Annotated in this window: 29 protein-coding genes; 12 read left to right on the top strand and 17 right to left on the bottom strand. The window is 67.9% G+C overall.

Annotation, left to right across the window (positions count from 1 at the left end; all coding sequences use genetic code 11):
• Positions 1–48 precede the first annotated feature (48 nt).
• Positions 49–1,683 (top strand): DEAD/DEAH box helicase, encoded by a 1,635-nt coding sequence (locus FV217_RS02765; protein ID WP_147814073.1) that lies wholly within the window; start codon positions 49–51, stop codon positions 1,681–1,683.
• 190 nt (positions 1,684–1,873) lie between these two features.
• Here FV217_RS02765 and rsgA read toward each other — a convergent pair whose 3' ends face one another.
• Both rsgA and FV217_RS02755 read right to left on the bottom strand, forming a co-directional pair.
• Positions 1,874–2,902: a ribosome small subunit-dependent GTPase A gene (rsgA, locus tag FV217_RS02760; protein ID WP_147814071.1), complete on the bottom strand. Its 1,029-nt coding sequence runs from the start codon at positions 2,900–2,902 to the stop codon at positions 1,874–1,876.
• A 125-nt stretch (positions 2,903–3,027) separates the two neighbouring features.
• Complete coding sequence (locus tag FV217_RS02755) at positions 3,028–4,650, bottom strand: Na+/H+ antiporter (RefSeq protein WP_147814069.1); 1,623 nt, start codon at positions 4,648–4,650, stop codon at positions 3,028–3,030.
• A 162-nt stretch (positions 4,651–4,812) separates the two neighbouring features.
• Here FV217_RS02755 and msrA point away from each other — a divergent pair, with 162 nt between their 5' ends.
• Both msrA and FV217_RS02745 read left to right on the top strand, forming a co-directional pair.
• On the top strand, positions 4,813–5,331 hold the full coding sequence (gene msrA / locus FV217_RS02750; protein ID WP_306424656.1) for a peptide-methionine (S)-S-oxide reductase MsrA: 519 nt from the start codon (positions 4,813–4,815) through the stop codon (positions 5,329–5,331).
• Between the two features lie 157 nt (positions 5,332–5,488).
• Positions 5,489–5,962 carry a methylated-DNA--[protein]-cysteine S-methyltransferase gene (locus FV217_RS02745; protein WP_281407150.1) on the top strand — a complete coding sequence of 158 codons (474 nt, stop codon included), beginning with the start codon at positions 5,489–5,491 and terminating at the stop codon, positions 5,960–5,962.
• A gap of 18 nt (positions 5,963–5,980) precedes the next feature.
• Here FV217_RS02745 and phaZ read toward each other — a convergent pair whose 3' ends face one another.
• The 3 genes from phaZ to FV217_RS02730 form a co-directional block, all read right to left on the bottom strand.
• A complete protein-coding gene (gene phaZ / locus FV217_RS02740) occupies positions 5,981–7,375 on the bottom strand; it encodes a polyhydroxyalkanoate depolymerase (RefSeq protein ID WP_147814063.1) in 1,395 nt (464 codons plus the stop codon).
• A 242-nt stretch (positions 7,376–7,617) separates the two neighbouring features.
• The gene (locus FV217_RS02735) at positions 7,618–9,051 is read right to left on the bottom strand and encodes an NAD-dependent succinate-semialdehyde dehydrogenase (RefSeq protein WP_147814061.1); all 1,434 of its coding nucleotides are present in this window, start codon (positions 9,049–9,051) and stop codon (positions 7,618–7,620) included.
• Positions 9,052–9,126: 75 nt separating this feature from the next.
• Entirely contained in the window at positions 9,127–9,915 is a 789-nt protein-coding gene (locus tag FV217_RS02730) for a class II glutamine amidotransferase (protein WP_147814059.1), read from the bottom strand.
• 406 nt (positions 9,916–10,321) lie between these two features.
• Between FV217_RS02730 and FV217_RS02725 the strand changes: the two genes are divergently transcribed.
• Positions 10,322–10,717 carry a response regulator gene (locus tag FV217_RS02725; RefSeq protein WP_147814057.1) on the top strand — a complete coding sequence of 132 codons (396 nt, stop codon included), beginning with the start codon at positions 10,322–10,324 and terminating at the stop codon, positions 10,715–10,717.
• Positions 10,718–11,061: 344 nt separating this feature from the next.
• On the opposite strand, the gene rpsU is transcribed toward FV217_RS02725, so the two are convergent.
• The 5 genes from rpsU to FV217_RS02700 all read right to left on the bottom strand — a co-directional run bounded on the left by rpsU (position 11,062) and on the right by FV217_RS02700 (position 13,823).
• Entirely contained in the window at positions 11,062–11,385 is a 324-nt protein-coding gene (rpsU, locus tag FV217_RS02720) for a 30S ribosomal protein S21 (RefSeq protein WP_147079807.1), read from the bottom strand.
• Between the two features lie 271 nt (positions 11,386–11,656).
• On the bottom strand, positions 11,657–11,896 hold the full coding sequence (locus FV217_RS02715) for a DUF2188 domain-containing protein (RefSeq protein WP_147814055.1): 240 nt from the start codon (positions 11,894–11,896) through the stop codon (positions 11,657–11,659).
• Positions 11,897–11,964: 68 nt separating this feature from the next.
• Positions 11,965–12,222 (bottom strand): hypothetical protein, encoded by a 258-nt coding sequence (locus tag FV217_RS02710; RefSeq protein ID WP_238232895.1) that lies wholly within the window; start codon positions 12,220–12,222, stop codon positions 11,965–11,967.
• A 505-nt stretch (positions 12,223–12,727) separates the two neighbouring features.
• Entirely contained in the window at positions 12,728–13,288 is a 561-nt protein-coding gene (locus tag FV217_RS02705; protein ID WP_147814053.1) for a glutathione peroxidase, read from the bottom strand.
• 85 nt (positions 13,289–13,373) lie between these two features.
• Positions 13,374–13,823 (bottom strand): histidine kinase, encoded by a 450-nt coding sequence (locus FV217_RS02700; protein WP_238232897.1) that lies wholly within the window; start codon positions 13,821–13,823, stop codon positions 13,374–13,376.
• A 241-nt stretch (positions 13,824–14,064) separates the two neighbouring features.
• Between FV217_RS02700 and argJ the strand changes: the two genes are divergently transcribed.
• Genes argJ through FV217_RS02685 form a run of 3 tightly spaced genes read left to right on the top strand, consistent with a single transcriptional unit; the run spans position 14,065 to position 16,465 of the window.
• Positions 14,065–15,321, top strand: a complete 1,257-nt coding sequence (gene argJ, locus FV217_RS02695) for a bifunctional glutamate N-acetyltransferase/amino-acid acetyltransferase ArgJ (RefSeq protein WP_147814051.1) — start codon at positions 14,065–14,067, stop codon at positions 15,319–15,321.
• Positions 15,318–16,046, top strand: coding sequence for an SIMPL domain-containing protein (locus tag FV217_RS02690; protein WP_147814049.1), 729 nt, complete (start codon positions 15,318–15,320; stop codon positions 16,044–16,046). The genes argJ and FV217_RS02690 overlap by 4 nt, the downstream gene beginning before the upstream one ends.
• Positions 16,047–16,060: 14 nt before the next feature.
• On the top strand, positions 16,061–16,465 hold the full coding sequence (locus FV217_RS02685; RefSeq protein ID WP_147814254.1) for a (deoxy)nucleoside triphosphate pyrophosphohydrolase: 405 nt from the start codon (positions 16,061–16,063) through the stop codon (positions 16,463–16,465).
• Positions 16,466–16,818: 353 nt separating this feature from the next.
• On the opposite strand, the gene FV217_RS02680 is transcribed toward FV217_RS02685, so the two are convergent.
• Both FV217_RS02680 and FV217_RS02675 read right to left on the bottom strand, forming a co-directional pair.
• Complete coding sequence (locus tag FV217_RS02680) at positions 16,819–17,184, bottom strand: DUF427 domain-containing protein (RefSeq protein ID WP_147814047.1); 366 nt, start codon at positions 17,182–17,184, stop codon at positions 16,819–16,821.
• Positions 17,181–18,083, bottom strand: coding sequence for a methyltransferase domain-containing protein (locus FV217_RS02675; protein WP_147814252.1), 903 nt, complete (start codon positions 18,081–18,083; stop codon positions 17,181–17,183). Before FV217_RS02675 ends, FV217_RS02680 begins: the two co-directional genes overlap by 4 nt.
• A 137-nt stretch (positions 18,084–18,220) precedes the next feature.
• Between FV217_RS02675 and FV217_RS02670 the strand changes: the two genes are divergently transcribed.
• Both FV217_RS02670 and FV217_RS02665 read left to right on the top strand, forming a co-directional pair.
• Positions 18,221–18,436 carry a hypothetical protein gene (locus tag FV217_RS02670; RefSeq protein WP_147814045.1) on the top strand — a complete coding sequence of 72 codons (216 nt, stop codon included), beginning with the start codon at positions 18,221–18,223 and terminating at the stop codon, positions 18,434–18,436.
• Complete coding sequence (locus tag FV217_RS02665; protein WP_147814043.1) at positions 18,433–19,191, top strand: ComF family protein; 759 nt, start codon at positions 18,433–18,435, stop codon at positions 19,189–19,191. The genes FV217_RS02670 and FV217_RS02665 overlap by 4 nt, the downstream gene beginning before the upstream one ends.
• Positions 19,192–19,249: 58 nt before the next feature.
• Here the strand turns inward: FV217_RS02665 and FV217_RS02660 are convergent, their stop codons facing one another.
• Positions 19,250–20,506 carry an MFS transporter gene (locus FV217_RS02660; protein WP_147814041.1) on the bottom strand — a complete coding sequence of 419 codons (1,257 nt, stop codon included), beginning with the start codon at positions 20,504–20,506 and terminating at the stop codon, positions 19,250–19,252.
• Positions 20,507–20,875: 369 nt separating this feature from the next.
• Complete coding sequence (locus FV217_RS02655; protein ID WP_147814039.1) at positions 20,876–21,415, bottom strand: hypothetical protein; 540 nt, start codon at positions 21,413–21,415, stop codon at positions 20,876–20,878.
• A 114-nt stretch (positions 21,416–21,529) separates the two neighbouring features.
• Between FV217_RS02655 and FV217_RS02650 the strand changes: the two genes are divergently transcribed.
• The gene (locus tag FV217_RS02650) at positions 21,530–22,462 is read left to right on the top strand and encodes a L,D-transpeptidase (protein ID WP_147814037.1); all 933 of its coding nucleotides are present in this window, start codon (positions 21,530–21,532) and stop codon (positions 22,460–22,462) included.
• Between the two features lie 53 nt (positions 22,463–22,515).
• Here the strand turns inward: FV217_RS02650 and FV217_RS02645 are convergent, their stop codons facing one another.
• Complete coding sequence (locus FV217_RS02645) at positions 22,516–22,896, bottom strand: hypothetical protein (protein WP_147814035.1); 381 nt, start codon at positions 22,894–22,896, stop codon at positions 22,516–22,518.
• A 135-nt stretch (positions 22,897–23,031) separates the two neighbouring features.
• Positions 23,032–24,096: an alpha/beta hydrolase gene (locus tag FV217_RS02640; protein ID WP_147814033.1), complete on the bottom strand. Its 1,065-nt coding sequence runs from the start codon at positions 24,094–24,096 to the stop codon at positions 23,032–23,034.
• A gap of 193 nt (positions 24,097–24,289) precedes the next feature.
• Here FV217_RS02640 and meaB point away from each other — a divergent pair, with 193 nt between their 5' ends.
• Entirely contained in the window at positions 24,290–25,279 is a 990-nt protein-coding gene (gene meaB, locus FV217_RS02635; RefSeq protein WP_147814031.1) for a methylmalonyl Co-A mutase-associated GTPase MeaB, read from the top strand.
• Positions 25,276–25,953 carry a peptidase C15 gene (locus FV217_RS02630; protein ID WP_147814029.1) on the top strand — a complete coding sequence of 226 codons (678 nt, stop codon included), beginning with the start codon at positions 25,276–25,278 and terminating at the stop codon, positions 25,951–25,953. The genes meaB and FV217_RS02630 overlap by 4 nt, the downstream gene beginning before the upstream one ends.
• On the opposite strand, the gene FV217_RS02625 is transcribed toward FV217_RS02630, so the two are convergent.
• On the bottom strand, positions 25,922–26,359 hold the full coding sequence (locus tag FV217_RS02625) for a hypothetical protein (protein ID WP_147814027.1): 438 nt from the start codon (positions 26,357–26,359) through the stop codon (positions 25,922–25,924). The genes FV217_RS02630 and FV217_RS02625 overlap by 32 nt on opposite strands.
• Positions 26,360–26,814: the final 455 nt, after the last annotated feature.

The following is a 26,814-nucleotide window of genomic DNA, read 5'->3' as shown; positions in this document are numbered from 1 at the left end:
GGTGATCCCCCTCTGTTCTCCTGGGTCGCCGCTCTGTAGAGAGCCGCCATGCTCCAGCTTCGCTCCTATCAGCGCGCCGCCCTCGATGCGCTCGACGCTCACTGGCATGGCGGTGGCGGCGACGGGCTGATCGTGCTGCCGACCGGCGCCGGCAAGGCACTGGTGATCGCCGCCCTCGTGCACGAGACGATGCGGCGCGCACCGGGATCACGGATCGCAATCGTCACGCATGTGCGTGAGCTGGTCGCGCAGAACCATCGCGAACTCATGGTCTACTGGCCCGAGGCGCCCGCCGGGATCTTCTCCGCGGGTGTCGGCCGGCGTGATGCGGACGCGCCGATCCTGTTCTGCGGCATCCAGTCGGTGCGCGACCGGGTCGAAATCCTGGCGCCGTTCGACCTCGTGATCGTCGACGAGGCGCACCTGATCCCGCGTTCGGCCGAGACCGGCTACGGCCGCTTTCTCGCCGGCGGGCGGGCGCGCAACCCGAACCTGCGGATCGTCGGCCTCACCGCGACCCCCTACCGCCTCGATTCCGGAAGGCTCGACGAAGGCGAGGGCCGGATCTTCGAGCGGATCGTCTACGAGGCCAATGTCGGCGACCTGATCCACCAGGGCTGGCTCGCGCCGCTGATCTCGAAGGCGACGGTGACGGCGCTCGACGTATCGGGCGTTCCCAAGCGCGGGGGCGACTACATCCCCGCGGCCCTCGAGGCGGCGGTCAACCGCGACTGGATCACCCGTGCCGCCGTGGAGGAGATGGTGGGCTACGGGCGCGACCGGCGCTCCTGGCTCGCCTTCTGCGCCGGCGTCGCCCACGCCGTCGCGGTGCGCGACGCCGTGCGGGCGGAGGGCATCGTCTGCGAGACGTTGTCGGGGGAAACGCCCAAGCGCGAGCGCGACCGGATCGTGAAGGCCTTCCGGGCGCAGGAAATCCGCTGCCTGACCTCGGTGGGCGTGCTCTCCACCGGTTTCAACGTGCCGGAGGTCGACCTGATCGCGCTGCTGCGCCCGACCCAGAGCGCCGGCCTCTACGTGCAGCAGGTCGGTCGCGCGCTGCGCCGGGCTCCGGGCAAGACCGATGCGCTGATCCTCGACTATGCCGGGCTGGTGCGTGCCCACGGCCCCGTCGACGTCGTCACCGCCCGCAGCGTGGCGCTCGGTCTGAAAGCACCGGGGGAAACCCGCGCCAAGGAATGTCCGGGCTGCGGCGCGCTCATCGCCCTCAACGCCAGCACCTGCGAGGGCTGCTGGGTCGAGCCGGAGGCCGAGGATAGCGATGCCAAGCATGAGGCGGAGGCCGACGATGAGCTGACCATCCTGTCCGCCGCCGTCACGGGCTGGCTGCCGGTGGAGGCGTGGCGCTTGGGGCGGCGCGCCGGACTCTTGGAGGAGCGGCTGGAGGCCGAGTTCCGCTGCCGGGGAGGGGGCTATCGTGTCGAACTGGCGCTCGAGGCCTCCGGCTACGACCGCGAGAAGGCGGTGCAGTGGTGGCGCGGCCTCGGGGGCGCCCGCCCGGTTCCGATGACGGTCGCGGAGGCAATGGAGCGCCGTGACGAACTGAGCCGGCCGATCGCGATCCAAGTCCGCGCCAACGGTCGACTCTCCGAGAGCGTCGCCTGTCGCTTCGAGGACGGCCGCACCTTCTCCGACATCCGGCGGCGCGACGATCTCGCGGCGTAGGAGTGATCAACGTCCGAGGGGCTTTGCGATCTCGAAAGCCGCGTTTCGGCCCGGACGGCTACCTTCGCGAGGTGCCTTGGAGCCGTATCCGATCCGATTGCATCGGCTCGGCGTCTCCAAGGTGTTGTCTTGCCGCGCTTTCTTTCGACCAACCGGTATCCACTTGGTCGGAAAGCGCTCTAAGCAATTGTCATTTATAGTGTTTTTTCGGAAGATTGTCGCGGTTCTCGCTGACGAGCTTGCGCCATCGGGAGAGGCGCTCGGGGGGCAGCGTGCCATTCGCGACGGCGGCTTGCACGGCGCAGCCGGGCTCATGCGCGTGCGTGCAGTCGCGGAATCGGCACGAGGGGGCGAGCTCGGTGATCTCGGCGAACAGGGTTTCGATCCCCTCTGCGGCGTCGCTGATGTGCAGCGTCCGCATTCCCGGGGTGTCGATGACCCATCCGCCACCGGCCATGGCGTGGAGCGAGCGCGACGTCGTGGTGTGGCGGCCCTTCGCGTCGTGCTCGCGAATGCCGCCGGTCTGTTGCCCCAGCTCCTGGCTGAGGCCGGCCAGCGTATTCACCAGGGTGGATTTCCCGACGCCGGACGAGCCGACGAGCGCCACCGTCTGCCCGGCGCCGCACCATGGGGCCAGGGCCTCTGCGGCCTCCGGAAGCCGGGGATTGAGGGTGACGACTACGAGTTCGCGCTGCAGTTCCGCCGCCTGGCGCCGGTACGTGTCGGCATCGGATACCGTGTCGGCCTTGGTCAGCACGATCACGGGCTCGGTGCCGCCCTGGTTGGCGAGCGCCAGATAGCGTTCCAGTCGGGCGACGTTGAAATCGGCGTTGCACGAGGTGAGGATGAAGAGGGTGTCGACGTTGGCCGCCGCGACCTGCGGTGTCTTACTGCCCTCGATGCGCCGCTCCAGCACGGTCCTGCGGGCGAGGCGACGGTGCAGTGTCTGGGAGTTCGGATCGACCAGCACCCAGTCGCCCACGGCGAAATTGCCGGTGTTGGCGTGAACCGGAAGCGTCAGCTTGACGGATCCGGCGAGGGACAGCGCGGTCAGGCGGGAGCGGTGGACCGTGGCGATCCGCATGGGAGCGAGAGCTCCCTCGCCGGCCTCGCGCTGATCCTCGAAGAACTCGGACCAGCCCAGGCTGGCAGGCCGCACTGGGTCGGGGAGGCCGGGATGATCTGTCACCCTCTGCCCATGACACGGCGCCGGACTCATGGCCAGCGTCTGCGAAATCCTGTGCCGGCCGCAGTGGAATCAAGCCTTCGCTCGGATCGGGGCTTTCGTTGTTCGGACGACGCTCCGCGCGGCGGTTCGATGCATCCCGATGGCGTCCACGGCGCCTAGGCGACGAGGCGGGCTTCGATCAGGTCGATCTCACGGACGAGGCGGCGCAGGATGACGTCGTCGATGACCTGAGACCGGCGCAGGCGGTAGAGGGCATCTCGCTCGGCCTCGATCCCGGCAAGGCGCAGGCGCTTCTCGGTGACGGCGAGTTGGAGCGCGCGGCTCCTGTCTTTCCGAAGTTCCGCGGTCGGAGCTTCGAGGCCCTCGTAGCGGTCCATGGCCCGAGCGCCGGCTTCCACGGCGATCGAGGCGTCCTCCTGCTCCTCGACGAGGCGATGCTGCAGCGACTCGATGGCCTTGACCGCGTCGTCGCGGGCGGCGGCGCGGGCAGCGTCCTCCTCGGCATCCTGGCTGGGCTCGGGGGGAAGCCGAAGACCGTGCAGGAGCCGCGGCAGGACCGTGCTCGCGAGGAGGAGGGAGGTCAGGATGACGCCCATCGCCAGGAGGATCACGAGTTCGCGGGCCGGGAACGGACTGCCGTCTTTCAGGGTGAGGGGCAATGTCAGGATGCCGGCAAGGGTGATCGCCCCCTTCACGCCGGCGAGCGTCGTCGCCGCCACGAGGCGCCAGGTCAGACCTTCGTGCTTCTGGCCGCGGCGACGCGCCTTCACGAGCACGAACTGGAGCGAGACCCAGACCCAGACGAAGCGGATGGCCATCAGCCCGGCCGTGATCGCGAGGACCCAGGCGACGAGCCAGCCTGCGCCCTGGACATCGGATTGTTTCACGGCCTGCCCGAAGACATCCGGCAACTGCTCGCCCAGGAGCACGAAGATCGATCCGTTCGCGGCCAGCGCGACCGTGTCCCAGACGGCGGTGCGGCGGACGCGCGTGCTGCCGAGGCTGCGGCCCTGGATCTCGACATAGGTCATGGCGATGCCGGCAGCGACCGCGGCGAGGATGCCCGAGGCGTGCACGTGCTCGGCGGCAAGATAGGCGCCGAAGGGCGTGAGCAGGCTGAACAGGATCTGCAGGCCGGGATCCTCGCCCGTGCGCCGCCGCAGGAGGTCCTGTGCTCCCATGAGGACGAAGGTCGTGGCGGCGCCGATACCGAGGCCGCCCAGCGCCAGCCACAGGAACGTGGATGCGGCCTCGGGAAGCGAGAAGCTCCCCGTCAGGGCGGCGGCGATGGCGAAGCGCAGGCAGACGAGCCCGGTCGCGTCGTTCAGCAGGGCCTCGCCTTCGAGGATATGCATGAGACGCCGCGGGACGGGAGCCTGCGCCGCGACCGACGAGACCGCGATGGGGTCGGTCGGCGACAGAACGGCCGCCAGCGCGAAGGCCACGGCGAGCGGGATGCCGGGGATCATGCCATGGATGAGCATGCCGATGCCCAGCACCGTCAGGATCACCAGCCCGAGGGCGAGCGCCAGGACGGTCCTTCCATCCCGGAAGAGGTCGCGCTTGGGGATGCGCCAGCCATCGAGGAACAGGAGCGGCGGCAGAAACACGAGGAAGAAGATCTCTGGGTCGAGCGACGTGCTCGGAAGCGGCCCCAGGGCCAGGGCCACGCCGATCGCGATCTGGATCAGAGGGAGCGGCAACGGAAGCAGGCGGCCGAGGGCGCCGCTGACCAGAACCGACAGCAGGAGAGCCAGAACGACGGTAACGCTTTCCATTCGTCTCTTTCGCGCAAAGGGCCTGCGGCTGCCACGGGCAGTCGCACACCGTATGATGCAATCTTTCCGGGCGGCGCTTTGTAGCACTGCCGGGATGCGTGGAGGGACCGGTCGCGTTCCTATCTATCGGAACAGAACGACCGTTTTCGATCCGAAGGAGGAATGACGATGAGCAACGAGCGGGCGATCCTTGCGGGCGGATGCTTCTGGGGCATGCAGGACCTGATCCGGCGCCAGGAGGGGGTGGTGTCCAGCCGCGTCGGCTATACCGGGGGCGACGTGCCGAATGCGACCTACCGCAACCACGGCACCCATGCCGAGGCGATCGAAATCACCTACGATCCGGAACGGACGAGCTTCCGGCGGATGCTGGAGTTCTTCTTCCAGATCCACGACCCGACGACCCCGAACCGCCAGGGCAACGACCGTGGCCTGAGCTATCGCTCGGCGATCTACTATACCGATGACGAACAGCGGCGGGTTGCCGAGGCGACCATCGCCGATGTCGACGCGTCCGGCCTCTGGCCCGGCAAGGTGGTCACGGAGGTGACGCCGTCCGGTCCGTTCTGGGAGGCCGAGCCGGAGCACCAGGATTATCTGGAACGGCGCCCCGACGGGTACACCTGCCACTTCATCCGGCCGGGCTGGACTCTGCCTGCGCGGGCCGACGCGGTGGCGTGAACCGGTCGGTCGCGGCTCGGCCCACGACGTCACCTGGAAAGGACGTTCGCGCCGAAATCATCCTCGCGGTCGCATGATGCGAGCATGCGGCTGAGCAGCGCGTCAGTGTCGCCAAGCGGAACGGAACGCGTTTCGGATGTCATACGTCCACACCGTCATGGCATCGCCGCTCGGCGCGCTGACACTCGTCGCGAGTGCGCAAGGTCTGTCGGCCGTCCTGTGGGAGGACGACGACCCGCTGCGCGTACGGCTCGGCGAAACGCGCGAAGACGCAGCACACCTCGTACTCGCCGAGGCGGAACGACAGCTTTCCGAGTATTTTGCAGGCCGGCGCCGCTCGTTCTCGCTCGACCTCGATTTTCAGGGCACGCCGTTTCAAAGCCGGGTCTGGCGGGCTCTCCTGACCATCCCCTTCGGAGAAACGCGGTCCTACAAGCAGATTGCCATGCAGATCGGCAGTCCCACGGCGGTTCGCGCGGTCGGAGCGGCCAATGGCCGGAACCCGATCTCGATCATCGCGCCCTGTCATCGTGTCATCGGTGCGTCCGGCAAGCTCACCGGCTTTGCCGGTGGCTTGGCGGCGAAGGACTTCCTGCTGCGGTTGGAGGGCCGGCGCGACCTGCTCGGCTGAAAAGAAGTCGAACCGTGCTCAGCTCGCCCGCGCCGGTCGCTCGGTGACGGAGCGTTTCTCGGCGCCCGGGCTCTTCGCCGTCCGTCCGCCACGATGGGTGGCGAGGCCTGCATGCCAACGGTGCTCGCTCGACGGATGCTCGACACGCAGCGGGTGTGGGTGACCGATGCGGAAGCGGTCGGACCTCGCTTCCCAGGGGACGATCGCCGCGACGTCGTGTCCGTGAGAACCGGCGGTGCTGGCTTCCATGAAGGCGACGATCTTCGGCACGATCTCGGCCCGAAACCGCGAACCGTTGAAGATGCCGTAGTGCCCGGCATCCGCCTGCAGGTGGTAGGTCTTCTTCTCGCCCGGCAGGTTCGTGGCGAGGTCGAGGACGGCACGGGTCTGGCCGATGCCGGTGATGTCGTCCTTCTCGCCCTCGACCGCCATCAGACTGCAGCGCCGGATGGCGCCGAGGTCGATCGCGCGGCCGTGATGCATCAGCTCACCCTTCGGCAGGCTGTGGTCGATGAAGACCTTGCTGACAGTCTCGAGGTAAAACTCGGCGGTGAGGTCCATGACGGCGAGGTACTCGTCGTAGAACCGGCGGTGCTTCTCAGCGGAATCGCCGTCGCCCTGCACGAGATGGTCGAACATGTCCCAGTGCGAGCCGGCGTGGCGCTCGGGGTTCATGCTCATGAAGCCGATCAGCTGCAGGAAGCCGGGATAGACCGCGCGGCCGGCGCCCGGATGGGCCCCCGGCACGCGCTGGATGCAGTTCGTCTCGAACCAGCGGATGCCCTTGTCCCGAGCCATCGTGTTCACGGCCGTCGGCGCATGGCGGGTGTCGATCGGGCCGCCGATCAGCGTGGCGGAGAGTGGCGCCAGCGGGTTGCCGTCCTCCTCCATCCGGGCGATCGCGGCGATCGCCGGCACGGAGGGCTGGCAGACGGCCGTGACGTGCAGGTCCGGCCCCAAGGCCTCGAAGATCTCGATGCAGTAGTCGATGTAGTCCGACAGAGCGAAAGCACCCTGCGAGAGCGGAACCTCGCGGGCGTTGGTCCAATCGGTGATGAAGAGCTGATGCGTATCGACGAAAGCGGCGACGGTGCCGCGTAGCAACGTGGCGTAGTGGCCGGACATCGGCGCCACCAGCAGCATCTTCGGCTTCGTCGTGTCGTCGCCGAAGGCCAGCACGCGGCAGAAGGGCTTTTCCCAGACGACGCGCTCAGGGGCGGGCAAATCGAATGCGGGCTTGGCGTAGGTGCGGGTGGTGCGCTCGAACATCTCGCAGCCGGCCGAAATCGCGCTGCGGTTCGGCATGTAGGAGAACGGATGGAGCGGGTTCTCGCAGGCCATCTTCGTCGCTTCGGCCGCCATGCGGACCGGAGCGAGCATGAGATTACGCGCCTCATGCATGAGGTACAGCATTGCGAGCACTCCTGGGAGCAGCTCGCGGACCAAGCTGTCCTTCGCGTCAGAGGATTGTGCTGGGCAACGCAAGGGTTGCAGGAAGGTTGCCTGCAGAAAAGTTCAGGAGTGATTCAAGTCGGTTTCGACATGTCGGAATTATAATGACGGATGTTGGCCCACGACCTTGCCGTAACCCGACCCGAGGAGCGGTGAGGCGGGATGCCGGCACGCCCCTTCAACGAGCATGTGCCGGCGTCCGTTCACGGGTTCGCCTGCGTGACGAACTTCGTGGTCAGATACGCCTCGATGGCCTCCGAGCCGCCTTCGCTGCCATAGCCAGAATCTCTGACGCCGCCGAAAGGCGTCTCCGGCAGGGCGATGCCGTGGTGGTTGATCGAGACCATGCCGGCCTCGATCCCCGCTGCAACCCGCGTCGCCCGGCTCGCGGAGCGGGTATAGGCGTAGGATGCGAGGCCGAAGGGTAGACGGTTGGCCTCCTGCAAGGCCTCGTCGTCGTCGGTGAATCGGTTGATCAGGGCCACCGGGCCGAAGGGCTCCTCGTTCATCGCGCGGGCTTCGTGGGGCACGTCGGTGAAGACGGTCGGCTCGAAGAAGTTGCCGCGATTGCCGATACGCTTGCCGCCGGTTCGGAGCCGCGCGCCCTTGGCCTCGGCATCGGCCACGAGACCCTCGATCGCTTCCAGCCGCCGGCCGTGGATCAAGGGGCCCATGGTGGTGGCGTCGTCGAGGCCGTTGCCGACCCGGATCGCCTCCGCCGCCGCAAGGAAGCCCTCGACGAAGCGGTCGTAGACGCGGTCCTGGACGAGGAAGCGGGTCGGGGCGACGCAGACTTGGCCGGCATTGCGGAACTTATTGGTGCTGAGCACCTTCACGGCGGTCTCGACATCGGCATCGTCGAACACGATTGCCGGGGCGTGGCCGCCCAGCTCCATCGTCGCCCGCTTCATGTGCTGTCCGGCGAGCGCCGCGAGCTGCTTGCCGACCGGGACCGAGCCGGTGAACGAGATCTTTCGGATGATCGGATGCGGGATCAGGTAGCCCGAGATCGCGGCGGGGTCGCCGAAGACGAGCCCGAGCACGTCGCCCGGCACGCCGGCATCGAGGAAGGCGCGCACCAGCTCGCGGCAGCTCGCCGGGGTGTCCTCCGGCCCTTTGAGGATGACCGAGCAGCCGGTGCAGAGCGCCGCCGAGATCTTTCGGACGGCCTGGTTGATCGGGAAATTCCAGGGCGTGAAGGCCGCGACGGGCCCGATCGGCTCGCGCACCACGAATTGCAGCACGCCCTCGGCGCGCGCCGGGATCACGCGGCCATAGGCGCGGCGGCCTTCCTCGGCGAACCATTCCATGATGTCGGAGGCGACCGCTGTCTCGATGCGGGCTTCCGCCAGCGGCTTGCCCTGCTCGGCGCTCATCAACCGGGCGACGTCCTCGGCGCGCTCGCGGAGCAGGCCGGCGGCCTTGCGCAGGACCTTGCCGCGCTCGAAGGCCGAAACCTTGCGCCACGCCGCGAAGCCGCGATCCGCCGCCGCCAGCGCCTCGTCGAGATCGCCCTGGGTCGCGACGGCGACCTGCCCGACGGTCTCGCCGGTGGCGGGGTTCAGGTTCGCGAGCGTCGCGCGCTCACCGCCGTCGCGCCAGGAACCGGCGATGTGGAGCTGAACGGAATGGTCCATCCGGAAGAGCCTTATGCATCGGAAGACGATGCCCTCCAGATAGGAGAGGGCGAAGCCCCAGCCAATGCATGGGGCTCAGGCGGCGATCCGGCTGGCCTGCCCACCCTTCGAGATCACGGCCGGCCGGCCCCGCGTCACCTGAAGCGTTCCGCCCTTCGGCACGATCGTCCAGCCTTCGCGGCAGCCGTCGATCGGCTCGGACACCACGACGATGCCGGTCTCGGATTCGCGATAGTACAGGCTCGGCGGGCGGCCGTCGCAGGCCCAGCGGAAGGCGGTGAGGGTACGGCCGTTGGTGAGCAGAGCGGTGAAGCGCAGCGGCTCGGCGATCTTGGCCTCCTGCATCAGCTCGCGGACGGTGGCAAAGGTCGTCTCCATCGCGCCGATCGGATCGTCTGCCAGTCCGTTGGCGAGCGCCAACAGAAAGATCGCTTCGGAATCCGTGGTGCCGCGACGGCTGTCGTAGAATTCGTCCGGGATCAGCGCTTCGAGGCGGCGCTTGATGCGATGATAGCCGCCGATCTGGCCATTGTGCATGAACAGGTGACGGCCATGCGCGAAGGGGTGACAGTTCGACCGCGTCGTGGCCGTGCCCGTGGAAGCGCGGACATGCGCGAAGAAGGCGCGCGCCTTCACCTGCGAGCAGAGATTGACGAGGTTCTCGTCCGACCAGGCTGGGGAGATGTCGCGGTAGATGCCGGGCTCGCGGCGCTCGCCGTACCAGCCGACGCCGAAGCCGTCCCCGTTGGTCTCGGTCTTGGCTTCCGTCGCGTGGAGCGACTGATGGACGAGCGAGTGCGTCGGCGCGCAGACGAGCTCGTTGAGGAAGACCGGCTCACCGAGGTAGGCGAGGAAGCGGCACATGGCTGACGCAAACCCCCATTCCTGCGCGGGCCTGGATCCGCCCGCCGGAAATCTTGACTGGGACAACTGCAAGAACAACTGCAAGACGCGGGCCGCTGGCCGGAGCATCGTTGCGGAAGCCTTACACTCCGATCGATACGGTGAACGGACCGTTAACCACGATCGCCTCCCGCCGACGGCGCCCTCTTGTCAGGCACTGCGCTGCGAGCATGGCTGAACGTGGAAATGATCTCGCCTGTTGACCGGAGGCCACACGGCATTCGACGATAGGTGACAGATCGATTCGCCGAACGGCAGCGCCGAGCAGAGCAGTATCCGAGAGCCTCGGTGACGCTTTCGCTCGCGCGTGATGCTTCGACACCTTGCCTGCAGCATCGGCAGATCCGCGCGCTCAACAGGAGATCCCATGGCCCAGCACGACTCCGCCGATTGTCCGGTGGCCCTCGTCGTCGAGAACGACGACGCCGTCCGCAACCTCGCTTCCGCGGTTCTCGAAGAGACCGACCTCGACGTCATCGCCTGCACCAGCGCGGAGGCCGCGCTCTCGGTGCTGGAGCGACCGGACGTCAACGTGGCGCTTCTATTCGCGGATGTCGGCCTGCAGGGCGGGATGGACGGACTCGCGCTGGCGCGCACGGTGGAGAAGCGCTGGCCGGAGGTGCGCATGGTGGTGACGTCGGGCAGTGCCGGCGACCGCAACGTGTCCCTGCCGCGCCGCGCCGTGTTCATGCAGAAGCCCTGGCGGGCGTTCGACGTGCTGGTTCAGGCCGACCGGGCTACGATCGCCGCGAAGACCGCCTGATACCGTTTTTGGTTGATTCCCTCAGTTTCCACGCCCCTTCCCTGGACCTGTGGAGCGTCAGCGGAACCCGATCCGGGGCCCGGCACGACAAGGCGCGGAGCGTCGTTACGTCTGTGCCATTCGTATCGAGCCGCTGGCGCGGCCCTTGTCAGGCTGGATCCCGGATCACCTTCCGCTCCGCTGCAGGCGTCCGGGAAAGGGCCGTGGCAACGAACGGATCAACCGGAATGAACTAGCCACGCATCGCTTGCGCCGAACGAAAACAGGCCCGTACCGCCGAGCGGCCGGGCCTGAAATCTGATTTCACGAACAAGCCGGGCTGCGGGGCCCGGCCGGCCTTTGGATCAGGACGCGAGGTTCGTCGCAGGCGCTGCACCCGGCGCGCCGCCAGCCGACGGAGCGGCGGACGGGAAGCCACCGGGACGGCGCGGGCCGCCGGTACGGGGCTTCGGCTTCGGAGCGGCGATCAGGCCCTCGCGGATGGCGGTCTTGCGCGCCTGCTTGCGGGCGCGGCGGACGGCCTCGGCCTTCTCGCGGGCCTTGCGCACGGACGGCTTCTCATAAGCCTTGCGCTGCTTCATCTCACGGAAGATGCCTTCGCGCTGCATCTTCTTCTTGAGGACGCGGAGCGCTTGGTCGACGTTATTGTCGCGAACGAGTACCTGCAACTGACGTGATCCTTCGGGTTCTTATCTGTTCAATCTGCGGACCGCGACGGGTCGCCTTGCTCGACGGGCAAAACCGCCAAGCGCTCCAAGCCCCGGGGATCTTCCCGAGCGGAACGTCCTGACGGCAAGCGATTCGGCGCGGTGAATTCGCCTTGGCGGTCGCAATACACCAAGCGCTTGCGAGTTGGAAGCCGCCGCACGACGCTCACCGGGAACATCGCGCGGTTGTGGCTGGGCCGTCCGCATTGGGCTGGGCGTGGAGCCGTTCGGTCTAATCGTCGACCTTGGTCTCCGGCCTGTCGTCGCCGCTCGCCGTCTCGACATGCGAACGGCCCTGGCTGTCCTGATAGGCGATCGTCTCGGTCGAGCCCGGCCGACGCTGCTCCGCCGCCGCGATCCGGGCGGCGTCGAGCGCCTCGTCGTGGCTCGCGAAGGTCTCGGAGAAGGTGCCGCCGACCTTGTAGGCATAGCCGCCGTCATGCTCGATGACGTGGTAGGTGATCTCGCTCATGGTCGTCTCCCTGATCGCTCTGGGCGCGAACCGCATCGCGGACGAGGCGGTTCCACTGACGTCTCGATTCAGTGACGCGTGGGTGCCGGGCCGGGAAAGCGGGCGATGGCGGCCTCGCAACCCGCGATCAGCGATCCGCGCACGTCGTCCGGGTCGAAGCCCGGTCCGACCGGAAAGCCGATGACCTGGACCTTGTCGGTGCCTTCGCAGTGGATGCGGCCGACCCAGCCCTCGGGCGTCCGCTCGAACAGAACCTCGTAGCTGTTGCCGCCATGCTCGAAGCGATGCGGGTCCAATCGTTGCGGGTCCGATCCTTGTGAAGTCATGCCTCGTCTCCCCGCCGGCGCGCCGTCTGCGCGGCACCACGCCGGACTGTCGGCATATGGTATGCCGCCCTACCATCCTGCGAGATCCCGCCTGCGAGATCCCGAGGATGCGGAAAGCTGCAACATGCGCGCGCTAAGAACCGGACTGATCGTGATGGCAACGCTCGCCGCGAGCCCAGCCCTCGCCCAGGGCATGCCCGGCAGCACCGTAGGCCTGACCGCAACGGGACTGCCCTCGGATCCGTTCGCCTCGAACTATCCCTCCGAGCCGCCGCCGCAGATGCGGCCGGATCGATCCCGTGGTTTGGTCCGACGCCGCGCTCCCGCACACCGCGGGATCGCAGCACCCCGCTCCGCCGACCGCCTCCGACCGCCCGCGGACGTTCCAGGCGGACGGCCGCGCCGATGAGCGTGGCCGACTGGTTCTCGGCCTACGGCGTGCAGGTCATCCTGCTGGTGTCGGGGCTGATCCTCGGCCTGATCGCCGTGACGCGCTGATCCGACGTCAGGCCGAACCGAGCTCGGCGACGATGGCGCTGATGATGCGCGGGTCGCTCGGGTCCACCGGCGTCGGGAAGGACGCCCGAAGCGAACCGTCGCGGCCGACGAGATACTTGTGGAAGTTCCATTGCGGGGTCTGCCCCGGCTTCTCGGCGGCGGCCCAGCGGTAGAACGGATGCGCCGTCGGCCCTCGCACGTGTGTCTTGTCGACGACGGGGAAGGTCACGCCATGATTCTTGCGGGCCGAATCGGCGATGGCGGCGCCGTCCAGCGGCTCCTGGTTTCCGAAATCGGGGGAGGGTACAGCGATCACCGTCAATCCACGCTCGCCGAAGCGGGTCCAGAGGCCCTGCAGCCCGGTGAGCTGGCCAGCATAGCCGCAGGCCGTCGCGGTGTTGACGATGAGCAATGGCTTGCCCGCGTAGTCGCCGAGCGGAAGCACACCACCGCCCGGCTTATCGAAGGAAAACCCGCGGGCATTCGCGCCGGGTTCTTCTGCGGCCCGCACGCTCGTGGCAGCCAGGGCACCGAGCAGGATCAGGCATTCGCGACGCAGCAGGGTCATGGCCGTCTCCGGGATCGTGTTCTCGGAGCGGATCATAGCGTCGCGCGGAGCAAAAGCGATTGGAGCCCGGCGCCGCAGGTGCGCGTCAGATCCGGGCCTGAAGCGCCTCGCGGACCGTGACGGCCAGCACACCGTCCTGGGCGCCCGGCGGGATCACCAGGGCATCCGGCACGCGGTCCGTGATGTCGGCATCTTCTCTGTCGTTCGCGAAGACGATGCCGAGGTTGGGCCGCAGGGCGCGGGCCTCGACGGCGAGGCGGGCACAGCGCAGGTCGCCGAGCAGCTCCGCGTCGGTCACGAGCACGTCCATCGGAAGACCGAGCGCCAGGATGGTGAGCGCATCGACGGCACAATCGACGGACGTCGCGCTGTAGCCGGCCCGACGGATTTCGGCACTGACTTCGTCACGCCAGTGTTTTCGACGGCCTGCTACGAGAACCTGAATTCCGTAACAGCCGCCCTGTACGTCGCACTCGTCCGAGCCCGATGCCGCGGGCCGGAAGTCTTCAGCGCGCTTCGAAGCCGAGCCATTCATCGGTCCGTCCCGTCGGTCTTTTCGTCCGGTCACCGGTTTTGGTTGCATTGCAATACGCTACGCCCCAGGGGCAGATTATTCAAGTTCCAGGCCCGTTCACCCGTCCCTTCTGCACGGCGTCGCGGGCGGATGCGGCGGCGCAGCAACAAGCCGCCGGGGCGGTTGACGCCCGCAGCGGACCCGGGGCAACACGTCGCGGTCGCGTTTGGTTTCAGCGGCCCGGAAACTGAGTGGAGAATCGATGGCTTCCGCAACGGCAACGCCCGTCTCGCCGCTGGCACCGAGCACCACCCCGGAGCTTCCCGCCATCGCCGGAATCCGCCTCGCCACGGCGCAGGCCGGCATCCGCTATGCCGGCCGCACCGACGTGCTCTGGGTCTCGCTCGATGCGGGCACCACGGTTGCCGGCGTGTTCACCCGCTCGCGCTGCCCGTCGGCAGCCGTCGACTGGTGCCGCGAGGCGCTCGCCGCCGGCAACGGTATGGCCCGCGCCCTCGTGGTGAATTCCGGCAACGCCAACGCCTTTACCGGTCTGAAAGGTCGCGAGGCCGTCTCGCTCACCGCCGACATCGCCGCGAAGGCCGCCCCCTGCGCGCGCGAGGCGGTGCTCATCGCCTCCACCGGCGTGATCGGCGAGCCCCTCGATGCCCGCAAGTTCGAGGGTGTGCTCGCGGATTGTGCGAGCCGCGCCGACGACGGCCCGCGCGCCTGGGAGGCGGCGGCTCGTGCCATCATGACCACCGACACGTTTCCGAAGCTCGCCACCCGCAAAGCCGAGATCGACGGCCGCACGGTGACGATCAACGGCATGGCCAAGGGCGCCGGCATGATCGCGCCCGACATGGCGACGATGCTGTCCTTCGTGTTCACCGACGCGGCGCTGCCGCAGGCCTTGCTGAGCGAGTTGCTGACGGCCGGGACCAACAAGAGCTTCAACTGCGTCACCATCGATGGCGACACCTCGACCTCGGATACGCTGCTGCTGTTCGCGACGGGCAAGGCCGGCAACGCCGCCATCGACCGCGCCGACGATCCGCGGCTCGCCGGTTTTCGCGCCGCCCTCGACGACCTGTTGATCGATCTGGCTCAGCTCGTCGCCCGGGACGGGGAGGGTGCCCGCAAGCTCGTGACCGTCGAGGTCGAGGGCGCGGAGAGCGACGCCTCGGCCCATCGCATCGCCATGTCGATCGCCAACTCTCCCTTGGTGAAGACGGCGATCGCCGGCGAAGACGCGAACTGGGGCCGCGTGGTCATGGCGGTGGGCAAGGCCGGCGAGCCGGCCGATCGCGACCTCCTGACGATCTCGTTCGGCGACGTGCGTGTCGCCCACCATGGCGCGCGTGATCCCGATTACAGCGAAGAGGCTGCGAGCGCCGTGATGCGCGCGCCGGAGATCACGCTGAAGGTCGAGATCGGCCTCGGACAGGGCAGGGCGCGGATCTGGACCTGCGACCTGACCAAGGAATACGTCGCCATCAACGGGGACTACCGCTCGTGAAGCCGTACGCCGTCGCCTTCACCGGTCTGCTCGGCCTCGCGCTCTGTGTGCCCGCCTTCGCTGGCGACGACGACACGGGCGGCCGGATCAGCGTGATCGGCCGGGCGCAGATCGAGACGCCGCCGGACTTCGCGGCGGTCGAGATCGGGGTGCAAGCGAAGGGCGCGACGCCCGCCGCCGCCCTCGACGCGGCGAGCAACGCGGCGCGCGGCATCATTGCGACCGCGAAGGAGATCGGCGTGCCGGAGGCCGATATCGGCACCTCCTCGGTGACGCTGCAGCCTGTGACCCGCCAGATCCGCGGGTCCGACGGTACGATGACGGAGAAAGCAGACGGCTATGCCGCCTCGAATAGCGTCGTCGTGCGCCTCGGCGATATGCCCAAGCTCGGCGAGCTGATGCGCAGGGCGCTCGATGCCGGCTCGAACCGCATCCACGGCGTCAGCTTCGGCTTGCGTAATCCGGCTTCCGTGCAATCCTCCGTGCAGGTCGCCGCGATGAAGGATGCGCGCGCACAAGCCGAGCGGCTTGCGGAGGCTGCCGGCGTGACGGTCGGTCCGGCCCTGTCGATCGTCTCGCCACCACGCACCGAAGCGTCGCGCCCGATGCCCTATGCAGCGATGGCGAAGTCGGCCGCGCCGCGCGGCCGGAACGCGGTTCCGGTCGAGGCCGGCACCATCGAGACCAGCGCCGAAGTCGAGGCGGTTTTCGCGATCAAGCCGTGACTGACCCGACGCCGATGCGCCTGCTCCTCGTCGTCGCGGTCGCCCTGGTCGACACCGATGGCCGCGTGCTGCTGGCGCAGCGCCCGCCCGGCAAGCAGCTCGCCGGCCTCTGGGAGTTTCCCGGCGGCAAGGTCGAGCCCGGCGAGCGGCCCGAGGAGACGCTGATCCGCGAACTCGCGGAAGAGCTCGGGATCACGGTCGAGGAGCCGTGCCTCGCCCCGCTGACCTTCGCGAGCCACGCCTATCCCGACTTCCACCTGCTGATGCCGCTCTACATCTGCCGCCGCTGGCAGGGCACGCCGCGATCGATGGAGGGGCAGGCGCTGAAGTGGGTTCGCCCCGGCGCGCTCCGGGAGATGCCGATGCCGCCGGCCGATGCGCCGCTCATCCCGTTTCTGGTCGACCTGCTCGGGCCCTGACGGCGCGTTGCGGCCCCTGGTCTCCACGGCCTCGGCCTCAACGTCGGCTGGGTATCGCTCCGGCGACCGTCCCATGAACAAGCACTGCCGGTCCTGGTCCGAGGTCGCGCAGAGCGTCGCGCCGAACGGCGTCCGCAAGCGCGAGATGGCAGGCACGGCGGTCAGCCTCGTCCAGGTTGTGAGCCCCGCAGGCGACGATACACAGCCACGGCTTCGATCAGTTCGTGCAGGTGCTCTCCGGCTCCGGCACGCGGGAGACCTGCAGCCCGATCATGCGGCCTGTCAGGCGACCCTCCGGAAAGCCCACCGGCACAAGTCCGGTTTCTGGGCGTACATCGACGACGTCTGAGCCCTCAGGCAGGCATCTCTTCGATCGCGTCGACCTTGTCCGGATAGAATGCGAGGTGGTCCTTGATCGCCGCGACGGCCGGGAAGGGCGCCTCGTAGCTCCAGACCGCCGCCGCCTTCGTCGTGCCGTCGATCGTGAGGTCGTAGTAGCTCGCATCGCCCTTGTAGGGGCAGTGCGTCGAGCGCGGGTTCTGGGCGAACAGCTCCCAGTTCGCGTCCCCGCGCGGGATGTAGAGGACGGCCGGATAGCTCGCCTCCTTCAACGCCAGCGCGTGCGTGCTGTCGGCAACGACGGTGCTGCCGACGACGACGCGCACGCGCTTCGGATGCGCGGTGATGGTGATCGGGTGGTCCGGGCCGGGCTGTCTCATCGCGGGTTTCCTTCTCGACCGCTCACCACATGCTCCGGGGTTCCCAGGGCATCGGCGAGACGGCTCTTGGCGCTGCCGGGTTTGAGCGGCTTCTGCTGACTCTCGTGCGGGGTCCAGCCGGACAGCCAGATCATTTCGAAGGTGGCGCGGAGCCGCCCGTCGTGGTCGGAAAAGCGCTCGGCATAGATCTCTGCCATGCGCAGCAGCGTCGCGCGGCGCAAGGGCGTGCGGCGGCGCTCGGTGAGCGCGTTGGTCAGGCCCATGGCGCGCAGATCCCGCGTCAGCGCGAAGGGATCGGCATAACGAACCGTCACACGCTCGGAATCGGTGACCGGCAGGCTGAAGCCGGCGCGCTGTAGGAGGCCGCCGAGATCGCGCACCTCCGCGAAGGGTGCCACGCGCGGGCTGATGCCGCCCTCCATCTCGCTTTCGGCGTGCTGAAAGGCCTGCCGCAGCTCCGTCAGCGTCGCCCCGCCGAGCAGGCAGCCTATGAAGAGGCCGTCAGGCTTGAGCGCGCGGCGCAGTTGCACCAGCGTGCCTGGCAGGTCGTTGACCGCATGCAGCGCCAGTAGCGACACCGCGAGATCGAATTCGGGGACGTTTCCGAAGGGCAGGGCTTCCGGATCGCCGACGAGGCAAAGCGGCTCGCCCGGTTCGGGTACGGGGGATAGGCGTACGACCGCGTCGGTGCGGCCACTTCCGCGCAGCCATCGCGTGGCTGCCGGGATCGGAGTGGCGAGGTCGAGTGCCAGGGGAAATCGGCGCAGCACTGTCCCGAGCCGCTCATCGACATCGTCGATCGCGCGCGCCATCAAGAAGTCGGCATAGCCATCGCGCCGCGCCCGGGAGAGGCGCTGCCGAAGCAGAGCTGGGTCGAACAGGGGCGTGGGCTGGTTCATCGTCCGCCGGAGATGGGGCAGCTCTTGCTTCGCCGCCAGGGTGAGCCGCATCATCCGGCCCCGCTCATGGATGCCCGAGACCGGAACCGAAACCGGCGGTCGCCGTTGCTGATCCGCCTCAGGGCCAGGAGAGTTCCATGAAACGCATTCTCACCGTCGCAACGCTCGCCCTCGCGGTCATCGGGCTCAGCGTCACGGCCGAAGCCAAGGGCTGCATCAAGGGCGCGATCGTCGGCGGCCTCGCCGGGCACGCCGCCGGACATGGCGTGATCGGCGCGGCCGGCGGCTGCATGGTCGGGCGTCACTACGCCAACAAGAAGGACAAGGCGCAGCAGCAGCAGCCCTCGCGCTGACCTTCGGTCTGCCTTCCGGCGGCCTTCGCGCGGCGCTCGGTGCCGCGCTCGGGCTGGTCTATCCACCGACCTGTATCGGATGCGGCTCGGCGACGGCCGAGCCGCATGCCCTTTGCCCAGCCTGCTGGTCGGGTCTGCGCCTGATCGAACGGCCGTTCTGCGAGCGGCTCGGCACGCCCTTCGCCGTCGACCTCGGTGTCGGGTCGCTTCTCAGCCCACGCGCCATCGCCGAGCCGCCGGTGTTCCAGCGCGCCCGTGCCGTCGCGCTCTACGACGGCACCGCGCGCGACCTCGTCCATCGCCTGAAATACGGGGACCGGCTCGATCTCGGCCGGGCCATGGCGCGGATGATGACATCCGCCGGAGCCGAGTTGATCGCCGAGGCCGACCTGTTGGTGCCGGTGCCGCTCCATGCCTTCCGGCTTTGGCGCCGCCGCTTCAATCAGGCTGCGCTCCTCGCTCGCAGCGTGGCGCGGATGTCCGGCATCCCCTGCGACACCCGCTCACTCGTCCGTGTAAAACGCACCCGGCCGCAGGTCGGGCTGACGCGTGCTCAGCGAGCCGAGAACCTGCAGGGCGCGTTCCGTGTGCCAGCGGCAGCAAAGCCCCGCCTCGCGGGGAGGCGCGTTTTGCTGATCGACGACGTCACGACCACCGGCGCCACCGGCAATGCCGCCTCGCGCGCCCTTCTGCGGGGCGGAGCCAGGCAGGTCGACCTTCTGACCTTCGCGACGGTCTCGGCGGGAACGGACTGACGCCCGAAACGAAAACGGGGGCCGCGAGGCCCCCGTCGATCGGTCGATGCTGTTCGGCTTACGCCGCCATCGGCTCCAGCCGTCCCGCGGCCTGGAGTTGCTCCGGGGTCGGGTCGATGACCTTGCCACGTGGGCCGACCCAGCTGCCGACCCACTTCTTCTGCCAAAGGAACAGGCAGCCGAGAACCACCGCCGCGAATACCGCGTAGATGACGAAGCCGGTCGCGAAGGCACCCGTGTACTGCTTCGAGATGCCCATCACGTTCGGAAGGATCGCGCCGCCGAGTGCTCCGATCTCGCCGATCATCGAGCCAGACACGGCGGTGTTGGTCGGGTAGCGCAGGGGCACGAGCTGGAACAGAGCGCCGTTTCCGGCTCCGAGCGCCGCGAAGCACAGCATGAACAGGATGGTCGTCACGGCAAGCGAAGGCGTCGAGGTCAGCGCCAGGAACGAGCCGATCGCGGCCAGCAGCACCACCGACAGCACCGCGATGCCGCCGATCCGATCGGCGAAATAGCCGCCGACGATACGGATGCCCGAACCCATGAAGGCCGCGAGCATGGTCAGGCGTCCGGCCTCCACCTTCGTCACGGCGAACTGCTCGTAGAAGAAGGTCGGCAGGAAGTTCGACAGGCCGATGAAGCCGCCGAAGGTGATGACGTAGATCAGCGAGAAGGCCCAGCCGTCCTTCGTGAACAGGCAGGAGATATGCTCCTTGAAGGACTGGTGTTCGGTGTCCGGCGGCTCCTTGGCGAGGATGATCATCACGATCAGCGGGATCACCATCACGACTCCGGCGAAGCCGTAGACGGCCTGCCAGCCATAGGCCTGGGCGAGCGGCGGCGCGAACAGCACGGCGAGCACGGTGCCCGAGTTGCCGGCGCCGGCGATGCCCATGGCGAGGCCCTTGTGCTCCGGCGGAAACCAGCCGGAACCGAGGGAGAGCGCGACGCCGAACGAGGCGCCGGCGATGCCGAGCAGCACGCCCATCGCCAGCACGTCGTTGTAGCTCGACACGAAGAAGAAGCCGTAGGCCATCGCCAGGATGATGATGCTCATCTCGGTGATCGCCGCGTTCTTACGGCCGATGTACTGAGCGAGCACGCCGAGGGGAAAGCGCATGATCGCGCCGGCCAGGATCGGCAGAGAGATCATGAAGCCGGTCTGGGCCGGCGAGAGCTTGTAGGTCTCGGTGATGAAAGGGCCCATGGCGCCGTTCAGAACCCAGATCGCGAAGCAGAAATCGAAATAGAGGAAGGCGGCGAACAGGGTCGGAGGGTGACCGGATTTCATCACGGTCTTGAAGCTGGCCATGGGCGTGCTCGTCTCTCGGCTGTCACGTGGACTCGGCCCGTCTCCGCGGAGAACGGGCTGCTCATGCGAAGTCCGGCCTCGTCGCCGTCCGCATGCGAGGCGCCGTTGCCCCGCGTGCCACCTCGCCAATGGAGGCGGCAGGCGGTTGCAAGGCAGCAACCGTGCCAAGTTATGCCGAGAGTAGGAGATGCTGCAGAAGGAGGGGACGGCCTACGACCAGTCGGGAGACCGCAACACCGATCGATCATCCACACGCACGAGGCCGGTCATCGAAAGCGCTGGACCGCCTCGGAAACGGGCATGTCCGATCCAAAGGCAGCCTACGCTTCAATTTTGTGCGAATGCCGCGCCGCGTGGCGAAATCGCTCTCTACGGACAGAGGTTGACCTTCTTCACCACCCACCCCTCGCCGGCCTGCCAGAGCTTGCGCCGCCCACGAAAGCAGGCCCGCTCCTGCTCGCCGGAGGTCCAGACCCCTGCCGGTTCCTTGGAGGCCGATTTGATCTCGGCGGCCTTGGCCTCGAGAGACTCGGTGTCGAGACGTGCGGATTTTGCAGGCGGCACTCCAGGTGCCTTCGCGGTGTGAACGGCTTTCGGTTGCAGGCGTCTGGCGGCCTCCGCCGGAGCCGCCGGAAGGCAGGCCACCCCGATCGCAAATACGACGAGCGAGCGGAGACGATGACGCGAAAAATCAGGCACGGGAGGCGTTCCCAGGTCGACGGTGTGACCATGATCCCATGTCGTCGGGACGCCTGTCTTTTCAATCACCTTCGCCTGTGAGTTGCTGTGTACATCCACACTTTCGCCATATGCTGGTAAAAGAGACACGCTGATGCGGCGGCTTTGACTGATTTTGCCGCATATCGGCCATCCGGCGAACGTATGGATAAAGCCCCGCTGTTGCAGCACTGAAACAGGCTTTCTTGCTATCAGACGGGTTGAGTTGACGACCGTCCCCGAACTGGGAATGGACGGCCCACGAGGTCCCGGTCGTCGCCGCAATCGATTTCGTCGAGCAATCCGATGTTCAAACCGACCCAGTCCTCGAACCGCCGCAAGCTTCTCATCGGCGCCGCGTCCAGCCTCGCTCTGATGGGCCTGGCCGGTCCGGGGCTCGCGCAGACGGCCGGCGGCTACGACGACGCCCGCCTCTACAAGGACCAGAACGGGCAGCTCTATCGCAAGCGCGCCGGGCAGTACGTTCCCTATGGTGGTCCCGTCGTGAACGGCCGGCCCGTGGAAGATCCGAGCGCCGCTCTCGACGCCGACGAATACGCCCGCCGCCGCGCGGAGCGCTACGGCGAGCCGCCGCCCCAGGGCGCGCCGGCCGTCGAGGCGCGGCCCGCGCCGAAGCAGGCCGGCTATCCGGTGCCGGAGCGGCCGGTCGACAACGGTCCGGTCGACTACGCCCGTGCCTACGGCCCCGTCGAGGGCGAGCCTTTCACGGTGCCGCCTATCCCCTACAAGAAGTTCAACCAGACCTTCCTGCGGGCCGAGGTGGATTACCGGACGAACGAGGCTCCCGGCACCATCGTCGTCGATCCGCGAGCCCACTTCCTCTACCTCGTCCTGCCGAACGGCCGGGCTCGGCGCTACGGCGTCGGCGTGGGCAAGCAGGGCTTTTCCTGGTCGGGCGCCGCAACCGTCAACTCGAAGCAGGCCTGGCCGGATTGGTATCCGCCGAAGGAGATGATCGAGCGCCGGCCGGACCTGAAGAGTCAGGTCTCGAAGCTTCAGAGCGGCGTCGGCGTCCCCGGCGGCTCCGGCAATCCGCTCGGCGCCCGTGCGATGTATCTCTGGCAGAACAACAAGGACACGCTGTTCCGCATCCACGGCACCACGGAGCCGCAATCGATCGGGAAGAGCGTGTCGTCCGGCTGCATCCGGATGATCAATCAGGACGCCATCGACCTGTTCAGCCGGGTCGAGGTCGGCGCCAAGGTCGTGGTGCTGTAGCTGAAACGCTTTCGGAAAAAGAAACGGCCCCCGATCCGGGGGCCGTTTTTCGTTCAGGCGTCGAGGTGGTCCGCGTCGTCGGCGTCGTCGTCGAGCTCAACGAGGAAGACGATGTCGGCTTCGTCTTCGTCCTCGTCGTCTTCATCGTCTGCGTCGGCCTCGGGAGCCTTCGCGTCCGCATCCTGATGGTGGGCATCGTCCTCGAAGTCGCCGCTGCCGTCGTCCTCGGACAGGGCCTGCTCGAACTCGTCGGTCTCGTCCTCCGTCGAGGCGCGGATGATCAGTTCGGAAGTACCGTTCCAGAGCGGGGTGCCCGCGCTCTTCATCGTGCCGATGTCTTCCTTGAAACCATCGCAGGTGAACAGATCGCGCGCCGTCTCTTCGTCGGCATTGATGACAGCGATCGCTTTGCCATCGATCTCGAGAGTGAACATGCCCATAGCGCTCCGTATCGGGCGCCGGCCGCGCCCGCCGCGGGCAAACCACGCCTCCGGCCCTGAGTCACCCCCGAAATCGTCCTGCGCCGCCCCCGCGCCCGATCGATCCGCAGGCTGATGCGCGTCGGAGACTCAGGCGCCGCTGCCGCGCGAGATCGCGCGCTTGACCACGCCCTGCACCTCGGGATTGGACAGGAACAGGTCGTGGTTGATCAGGCCGCCGCCGTAATCGGATGCGTCCGCGACGCGAACGCCGAGGGCTTCCAGGCGGCCGCGGTCGGCGGCGCCCGCACGGGTTCCGCCGGCGAGCACGCCCGAGAGCTCGAGCGCCCGGTCGTTGGTCGAGGAAATCACCGTGATCTTGTGGACGTCCGGCCCCATCCGCTCGACCGCGTTGGTGAACAGGTCGATGTCGATGTCGGGGGCGGCGAGCACCACCGCGCCGATCCGCGCCATCGCCGCTTCGCCCGCCTCCGCCCGCAGCATCCGCAGGGTCTCGAGGGTCAGCAGCGTGCCCATGGAATGCGCGACGATGTTGATGCGGCCGCCCGAGGGCGAGGCGGCGAGCGCCTTCAGGAGATCCTCGAAGGCGTCGCGGGACCACATCGCGCTCTCGCGGTCGTAGCCGTAATCGAAGGTCGCCGCGGCCGAGGGCCAGGTGAACAGCGCCGACGCCCCGCGGAAGCGGATGCCGTCGGAGAGCATCGCGGCGCTGAGCGCCGAGGATTCGAAGCTCTCGCGGTAGCCGTGGACATAGATCAGCACGTCCCGGCCGAAGGCCGCCTGCGAGAAGGCCGTCGCCGCGTTGGCCCCCGTCTCGACCTGCGGAATCGACCGGATGCCCCAATCGCCGTTGACGACGGCCGAGACCTTGCCGACGAACGAGCGGTCGGGCGCGGAGATCCGCACCTCGGCGAAGCTCAGGCCCCGGCCGCGTTCGGACCCGAAATACGGAGACTTGGTACCGCCGTTCACCGCCTTGCGGGTTGTGGCGACGAGCAGCACCGGGCTGACGTCGAGGGCGGACTGGTCCCGCGGTGCCGTGCCGACCGTGCCGGTGGAAAGTCCGTCGGTGATGCAGCCCGAAAGGCCCGGCGTCACCGCCGCAGCTCCGAACAGGGCGGCGATCCGGACGACGGAGCGCCGTGTCGGCGCATCCGCCTCGGCTCTCGTCGGTCGCAAACTATGCCACCTCATCGTGCGATGTCCTCAATCGCCGGGCAGACGCGTGCGCGCCCAGCTTCTCGCAGATCATGTGCGGCACGATCTTGGCCATGACGAGGCAATCGACAGGGGATCCTGTGCGCGACGCCGTCTCCGTGCCCGAAGCGCCACATCCGACCGGCCTGCCCCCTCGACGAACGCCGTTGCGCCCTGCATGAAGAGCGCCATGGCGCCTACTCTTCCCGACATGGACAACATCCGCGAGCGGCTGCTCAAGGGAGACCGCGCGGCACTCGCCCGCGCCATCACCTTCGCAGAGTCCCGGCGGGCCGATCACCGCGCCGCGGTGCGCGACCTGATCGACGCTGTGCTGCCCGAGACCGGCAAGGCGATCCGGGTCGGCATCACCGGCGTGCCGGGTGTCGGCAAGTCGACGACGATCGACATGCTCGGCAGCCAGCTGACCAAGGCCGGCCACAAGGTGGCGGTGCTCGCGGTCGATCCGTCCTCGACCCGCACCGGCGGCTCGATCCTCGGCGACAAGACCCGGATGGCGCAGCTCGCGCAGGACCGGAACGCCTTCATCCGGCCCTCGCCCTCGTCCGGCACCCTCGGCGGTGTCGCCGCCAAGACCCGCGAGACCATGCTGCTCTGCGAGGCTGCGGGTTTCGACGTGATCCTGGTGGAGACGGTCGGCGTCGGCCAGTCCGAGACGGCGGTGGCCGATCTCACCGACTTTTTCCTGGTTCTGATGCTGCCCGGTGCCGGCGACGAGCTCCAGGGCATCAAGAAGGGTATTCTCGAACTCGCCGACATGATCGCGGTCAACAAGGCCGACGACGGCGAGAACGAAAAGCGGGCGAAGGTCGCCGCGCAGGATTACCGCGCGGCTTTGCACATCCTGACGCCGGCCTCGGCGACATGGTCGCCGCCGGTCGTCACGATCTCGGGGCTGCACGGAAAGGGGCTCGATGACCTCTGGTCGAAGATCGAGGATCACCGCCAGAAGCTCACCGCCACGGGCGAGATCTTCGAGCGGCGCAAGAAGCAGGACGTGAAGTGGATGTGGGCGCTGGTCCACGAGCGCCTGCACCAGAAGCTCACCAGCAGCGTCGATGTCCGCAAGGCGACCGCGGAGGCCGAGAAGTCGGTGGCGCGGGGCGAGCATTCGCCGGCGGCCGGTGCGCAGGCGATCTCGGACCTGATCGGTCTTTGAGGCCACCGCGCCTGCTCGTCACCGGGTTCGGGCCGTTTCCGGGTGTGCCGATCAATCCGAGTGCGACGCTGGCAAGGCGCATCGCCGCCTCACCGCGCCTGCGGCGCGTGATGGGGACGGCGCCGGAACTGTTGATCCTGACGACGTCCTACTCGGCGCTTTCCACCGAACTGGAGCCGGCTCTGGCCGAGCAACCCGACGCGGTGCTGATGATCGGCATCGCCCGGCGGGCCAGGTGCATCCGCATCGAGGGAAGGGCGGTCAATCGCGCGAGCCGGCTGTTCCCCGACGCTTCCGGGAAGGTCGCGCGCCAGCTCACCCTCGACCTGGACGGACCTCACGAGCGCAGAAGCGCAATTGCGGCGCAACTCCGCATCCCCTTGCGCCGCGTCGGTGCGATCGCATCGCGCGATGCCGGGCGATACCTCTGCAACGCGAGCTACTATCGCGTCCTGTCGGAAGGCTGCCCGGCGATCTTTTTACACATTCCGCCTCTTCCCGATCTGTCGCGCCGGTCGGGCTCTCATCGGATCCGGAGGCGACGTCCCCTCGATGCCTGGACCGACGCCATCGTGGAGTCGGCCCTGGTTCTGCTCGTCCGTGCACGCCGCGACGCGAGGCCGCGAAGAGGGGAGGGGGCTTTCATGCCGAGCGGCGGCGCAGCCCCGCGATGAAGTCGCGGTCGGTAAGCGCCGCGGCAACCAGGGCGAACAGCCCGATATGCAGGCCGGCTGCGGCGAGGCCGGCAGATTGAAGCTGCCACAGGCAGAGCGCCGCGCCGGCCATGACACCTGGCCCGACGACATAGACGACCTCGCGCCACAACGCCGCCGGCCGTGCCAGCCGCCAGTAGCCGAAACTGAACGCGATCCCGGCAAAGAGGCCCTTCAGGAGAGCCATGTAGCGAAGCAGGCGCGCGAGGTCGGGCTCGACCGTCGAAGACGCGGTGCCCGGCCCTAGAACAACGGCCAGCGCCAGCGCGGAGGCCGTGACGACGAGGAGAAGCCCTCGCGGGCCGATACGGCCGCGTTTGCCGGCCGCTATGGCGTCAGCCCGTGCGATCGAAACGGTGGATGCCATGGGAAACCTCCTGTCGCAGTGGAGTCTCGCTTTGTTCCGTATGCGTTGCAGGCAGAGTAGCGCAGGAGTCCGACCCGTTCGAGTGAGAGCCAAGGCCGGAGAGCGGGATCGGGTCGCCGACGAAATTTTCGCCGGCTCCGAACTTTTCCGGTTGACGTCTCCGGTCTGTCTCCGTATATCCCTGTTCATCGGCGCCGGCCGCGGAAGCAGCTCGGTGGCCTTCGCATCTTCTGAACAATCTGCGGGAAGTGTCCGGCGACTGTCGGGCGGCCTGCTTTTGGTTTTTTGGGTGTGAGCGTGTCGGTTTCGAGAGCCTCTGGTTTTTGGGTTGACACGATTTTGGCGGCGCATTAATCAGCGCCTCCGCTTTGGGTCTGGCTGGTTGATCTGGTTTTGATCTGGGGTTTATTTCGAGAGATCTTGAGCTTCGGCTTGCTTGGTCTTTTGTGTTCTTT

It is taken from the genome of Methylobacterium sp. WL9, assembly GCF_008040035.1.
GTDB lineage: Bacteria > Pseudomonadota > Alphaproteobacteria > Rhizobiales > Beijerinckiaceae > Methylobacterium > Methylobacterium thuringiense.
This window is presented reverse-complemented; position numbering and strand designations above follow the sequence as displayed.

Coding starts and splice junctions, on each gene's coding strand:
- meaB (WP_147814031.1), top strand. CDS start 24,290: ATGGCGCCTACTCTTCCCGACATGGACAACATCCGCGAGCGGCTGCTC.
- FV217_RS02730 (WP_147814059.1), bottom strand. CDS start 9,915: ATGTGCCGCTTCCTCGCCTACCTCGGTGAGCCGGTCTTCCTCAACGAG.
- FV217_RS02735 (WP_147814061.1), bottom strand. CDS start 9,051: ATGGACCATTCCGTTCAGCTCCACATCGCCGGTTCCTGGCGCGACGGC.
- FV217_RS02685 (WP_147814254.1), top strand. CDS start 16,061: ATGCGCCTGCTCCTCGTCGTCGCGGTCGCCCTGGTCGACACCGATGGC.
- FV217_RS02670 (WP_147814045.1), top strand. CDS start 18,221: ATGAAACGCATTCTCACCGTCGCAACGCTCGCCCTCGCGGTCATCGGG.
- FV217_RS02715 (WP_147814055.1), bottom strand. CDS start 11,896: ATGAGCGAGATCACCTACCACGTCATCGAGCATGACGGCGGCTATGCC.
- FV217_RS02710 (WP_238232895.1), bottom strand. CDS start 12,222: ATGACTTCACAAGGATCGGACCCGCAACGATTGGACCCGCATCGCTTC.
- FV217_RS02625 (WP_147814027.1), bottom strand. CDS start 26,359: ATGGCATCCACCGTTTCGATCGCACGGGCTGACGCCATAGCGGCCGGC.
- FV217_RS02725 (WP_147814057.1), top strand. CDS start 10,322: ATGGCCCAGCACGACTCCGCCGATTGTCCGGTGGCCCTCGTCGTCGAG.
- FV217_RS02640 (WP_147814033.1), bottom strand. CDS start 24,096: ATGAGGTGGCATAGTTTGCGACCGACGAGAGCCGAGGCGGATGCGCCG.
- FV217_RS02705 (WP_147814053.1), bottom strand. CDS start 13,288: ATGACCCTGCTGCGTCGCGAATGCCTGATCCTGCTCGGTGCCCTGGCT.
- FV217_RS02745 (WP_281407150.1), top strand. CDS start 5,489: ATGGCATCGCCGCTCGGCGCGCTGACACTCGTCGCGAGTGCGCAAGGT.
- FV217_RS02765 (WP_147814073.1), top strand. CDS start 49: ATGCTCCAGCTTCGCTCCTATCAGCGCGCCGCCCTCGATGCGCTCGAC.
- phaZ (WP_147814063.1), bottom strand. CDS start 7,375: ATGCTGTACCTCATGCATGAGGCGCGTAATCTCATGCTCGCTCCGGTC.
- FV217_RS02700 (WP_238232897.1), bottom strand. CDS start 13,823: ATGAATGGCTCGGCTTCGAAGCGCGCTGAAGACTTCCGGCCCGCGGCA.
- FV217_RS02680 (WP_147814047.1), bottom strand. CDS start 17,184: ATGAGACAGCCCGGCCCGGACCACCCGATCACCATCACCGCGCATCCG.
- FV217_RS02645 (WP_147814035.1), bottom strand. CDS start 22,896: ATGTTCACTCTCGAGATCGATGGCAAAGCGATCGCTGTCATCAATGCC.
- rsgA (WP_147814071.1), bottom strand. CDS start 2,902: ATGAGTCCGGCGCCGTGTCATGGGCAGAGGGTGACAGATCATCCCGGC.
- FV217_RS02650 (WP_147814037.1), top strand. CDS start 21,530: ATGTTCAAACCGACCCAGTCCTCGAACCGCCGCAAGCTTCTCATCGGC.
- FV217_RS02755 (WP_147814069.1), bottom strand. CDS start 4,650: ATGGAAAGCGTTACCGTCGTTCTGGCTCTCCTGCTGTCGGTTCTGGTC.
- FV217_RS02675 (WP_147814252.1), bottom strand. CDS start 18,083: ATGAACCAGCCCACGCCCCTGTTCGACCCAGCTCTGCTTCGGCAGCGC.
- argJ (WP_147814051.1), top strand. CDS start 14,065: ATGGCTTCCGCAACGGCAACGCCCGTCTCGCCGCTGGCACCGAGCACC.
- msrA (WP_306424656.1), top strand. CDS start 4,813: ATGACGATGAGCAACGAGCGGGCGATCCTTGCGGGCGGATGCTTCTGG.
- FV217_RS02660 (WP_147814041.1), bottom strand. CDS start 20,506: ATGGCCAGCTTCAAGACCGTGATGAAATCCGGTCACCCTCCGACCCTG.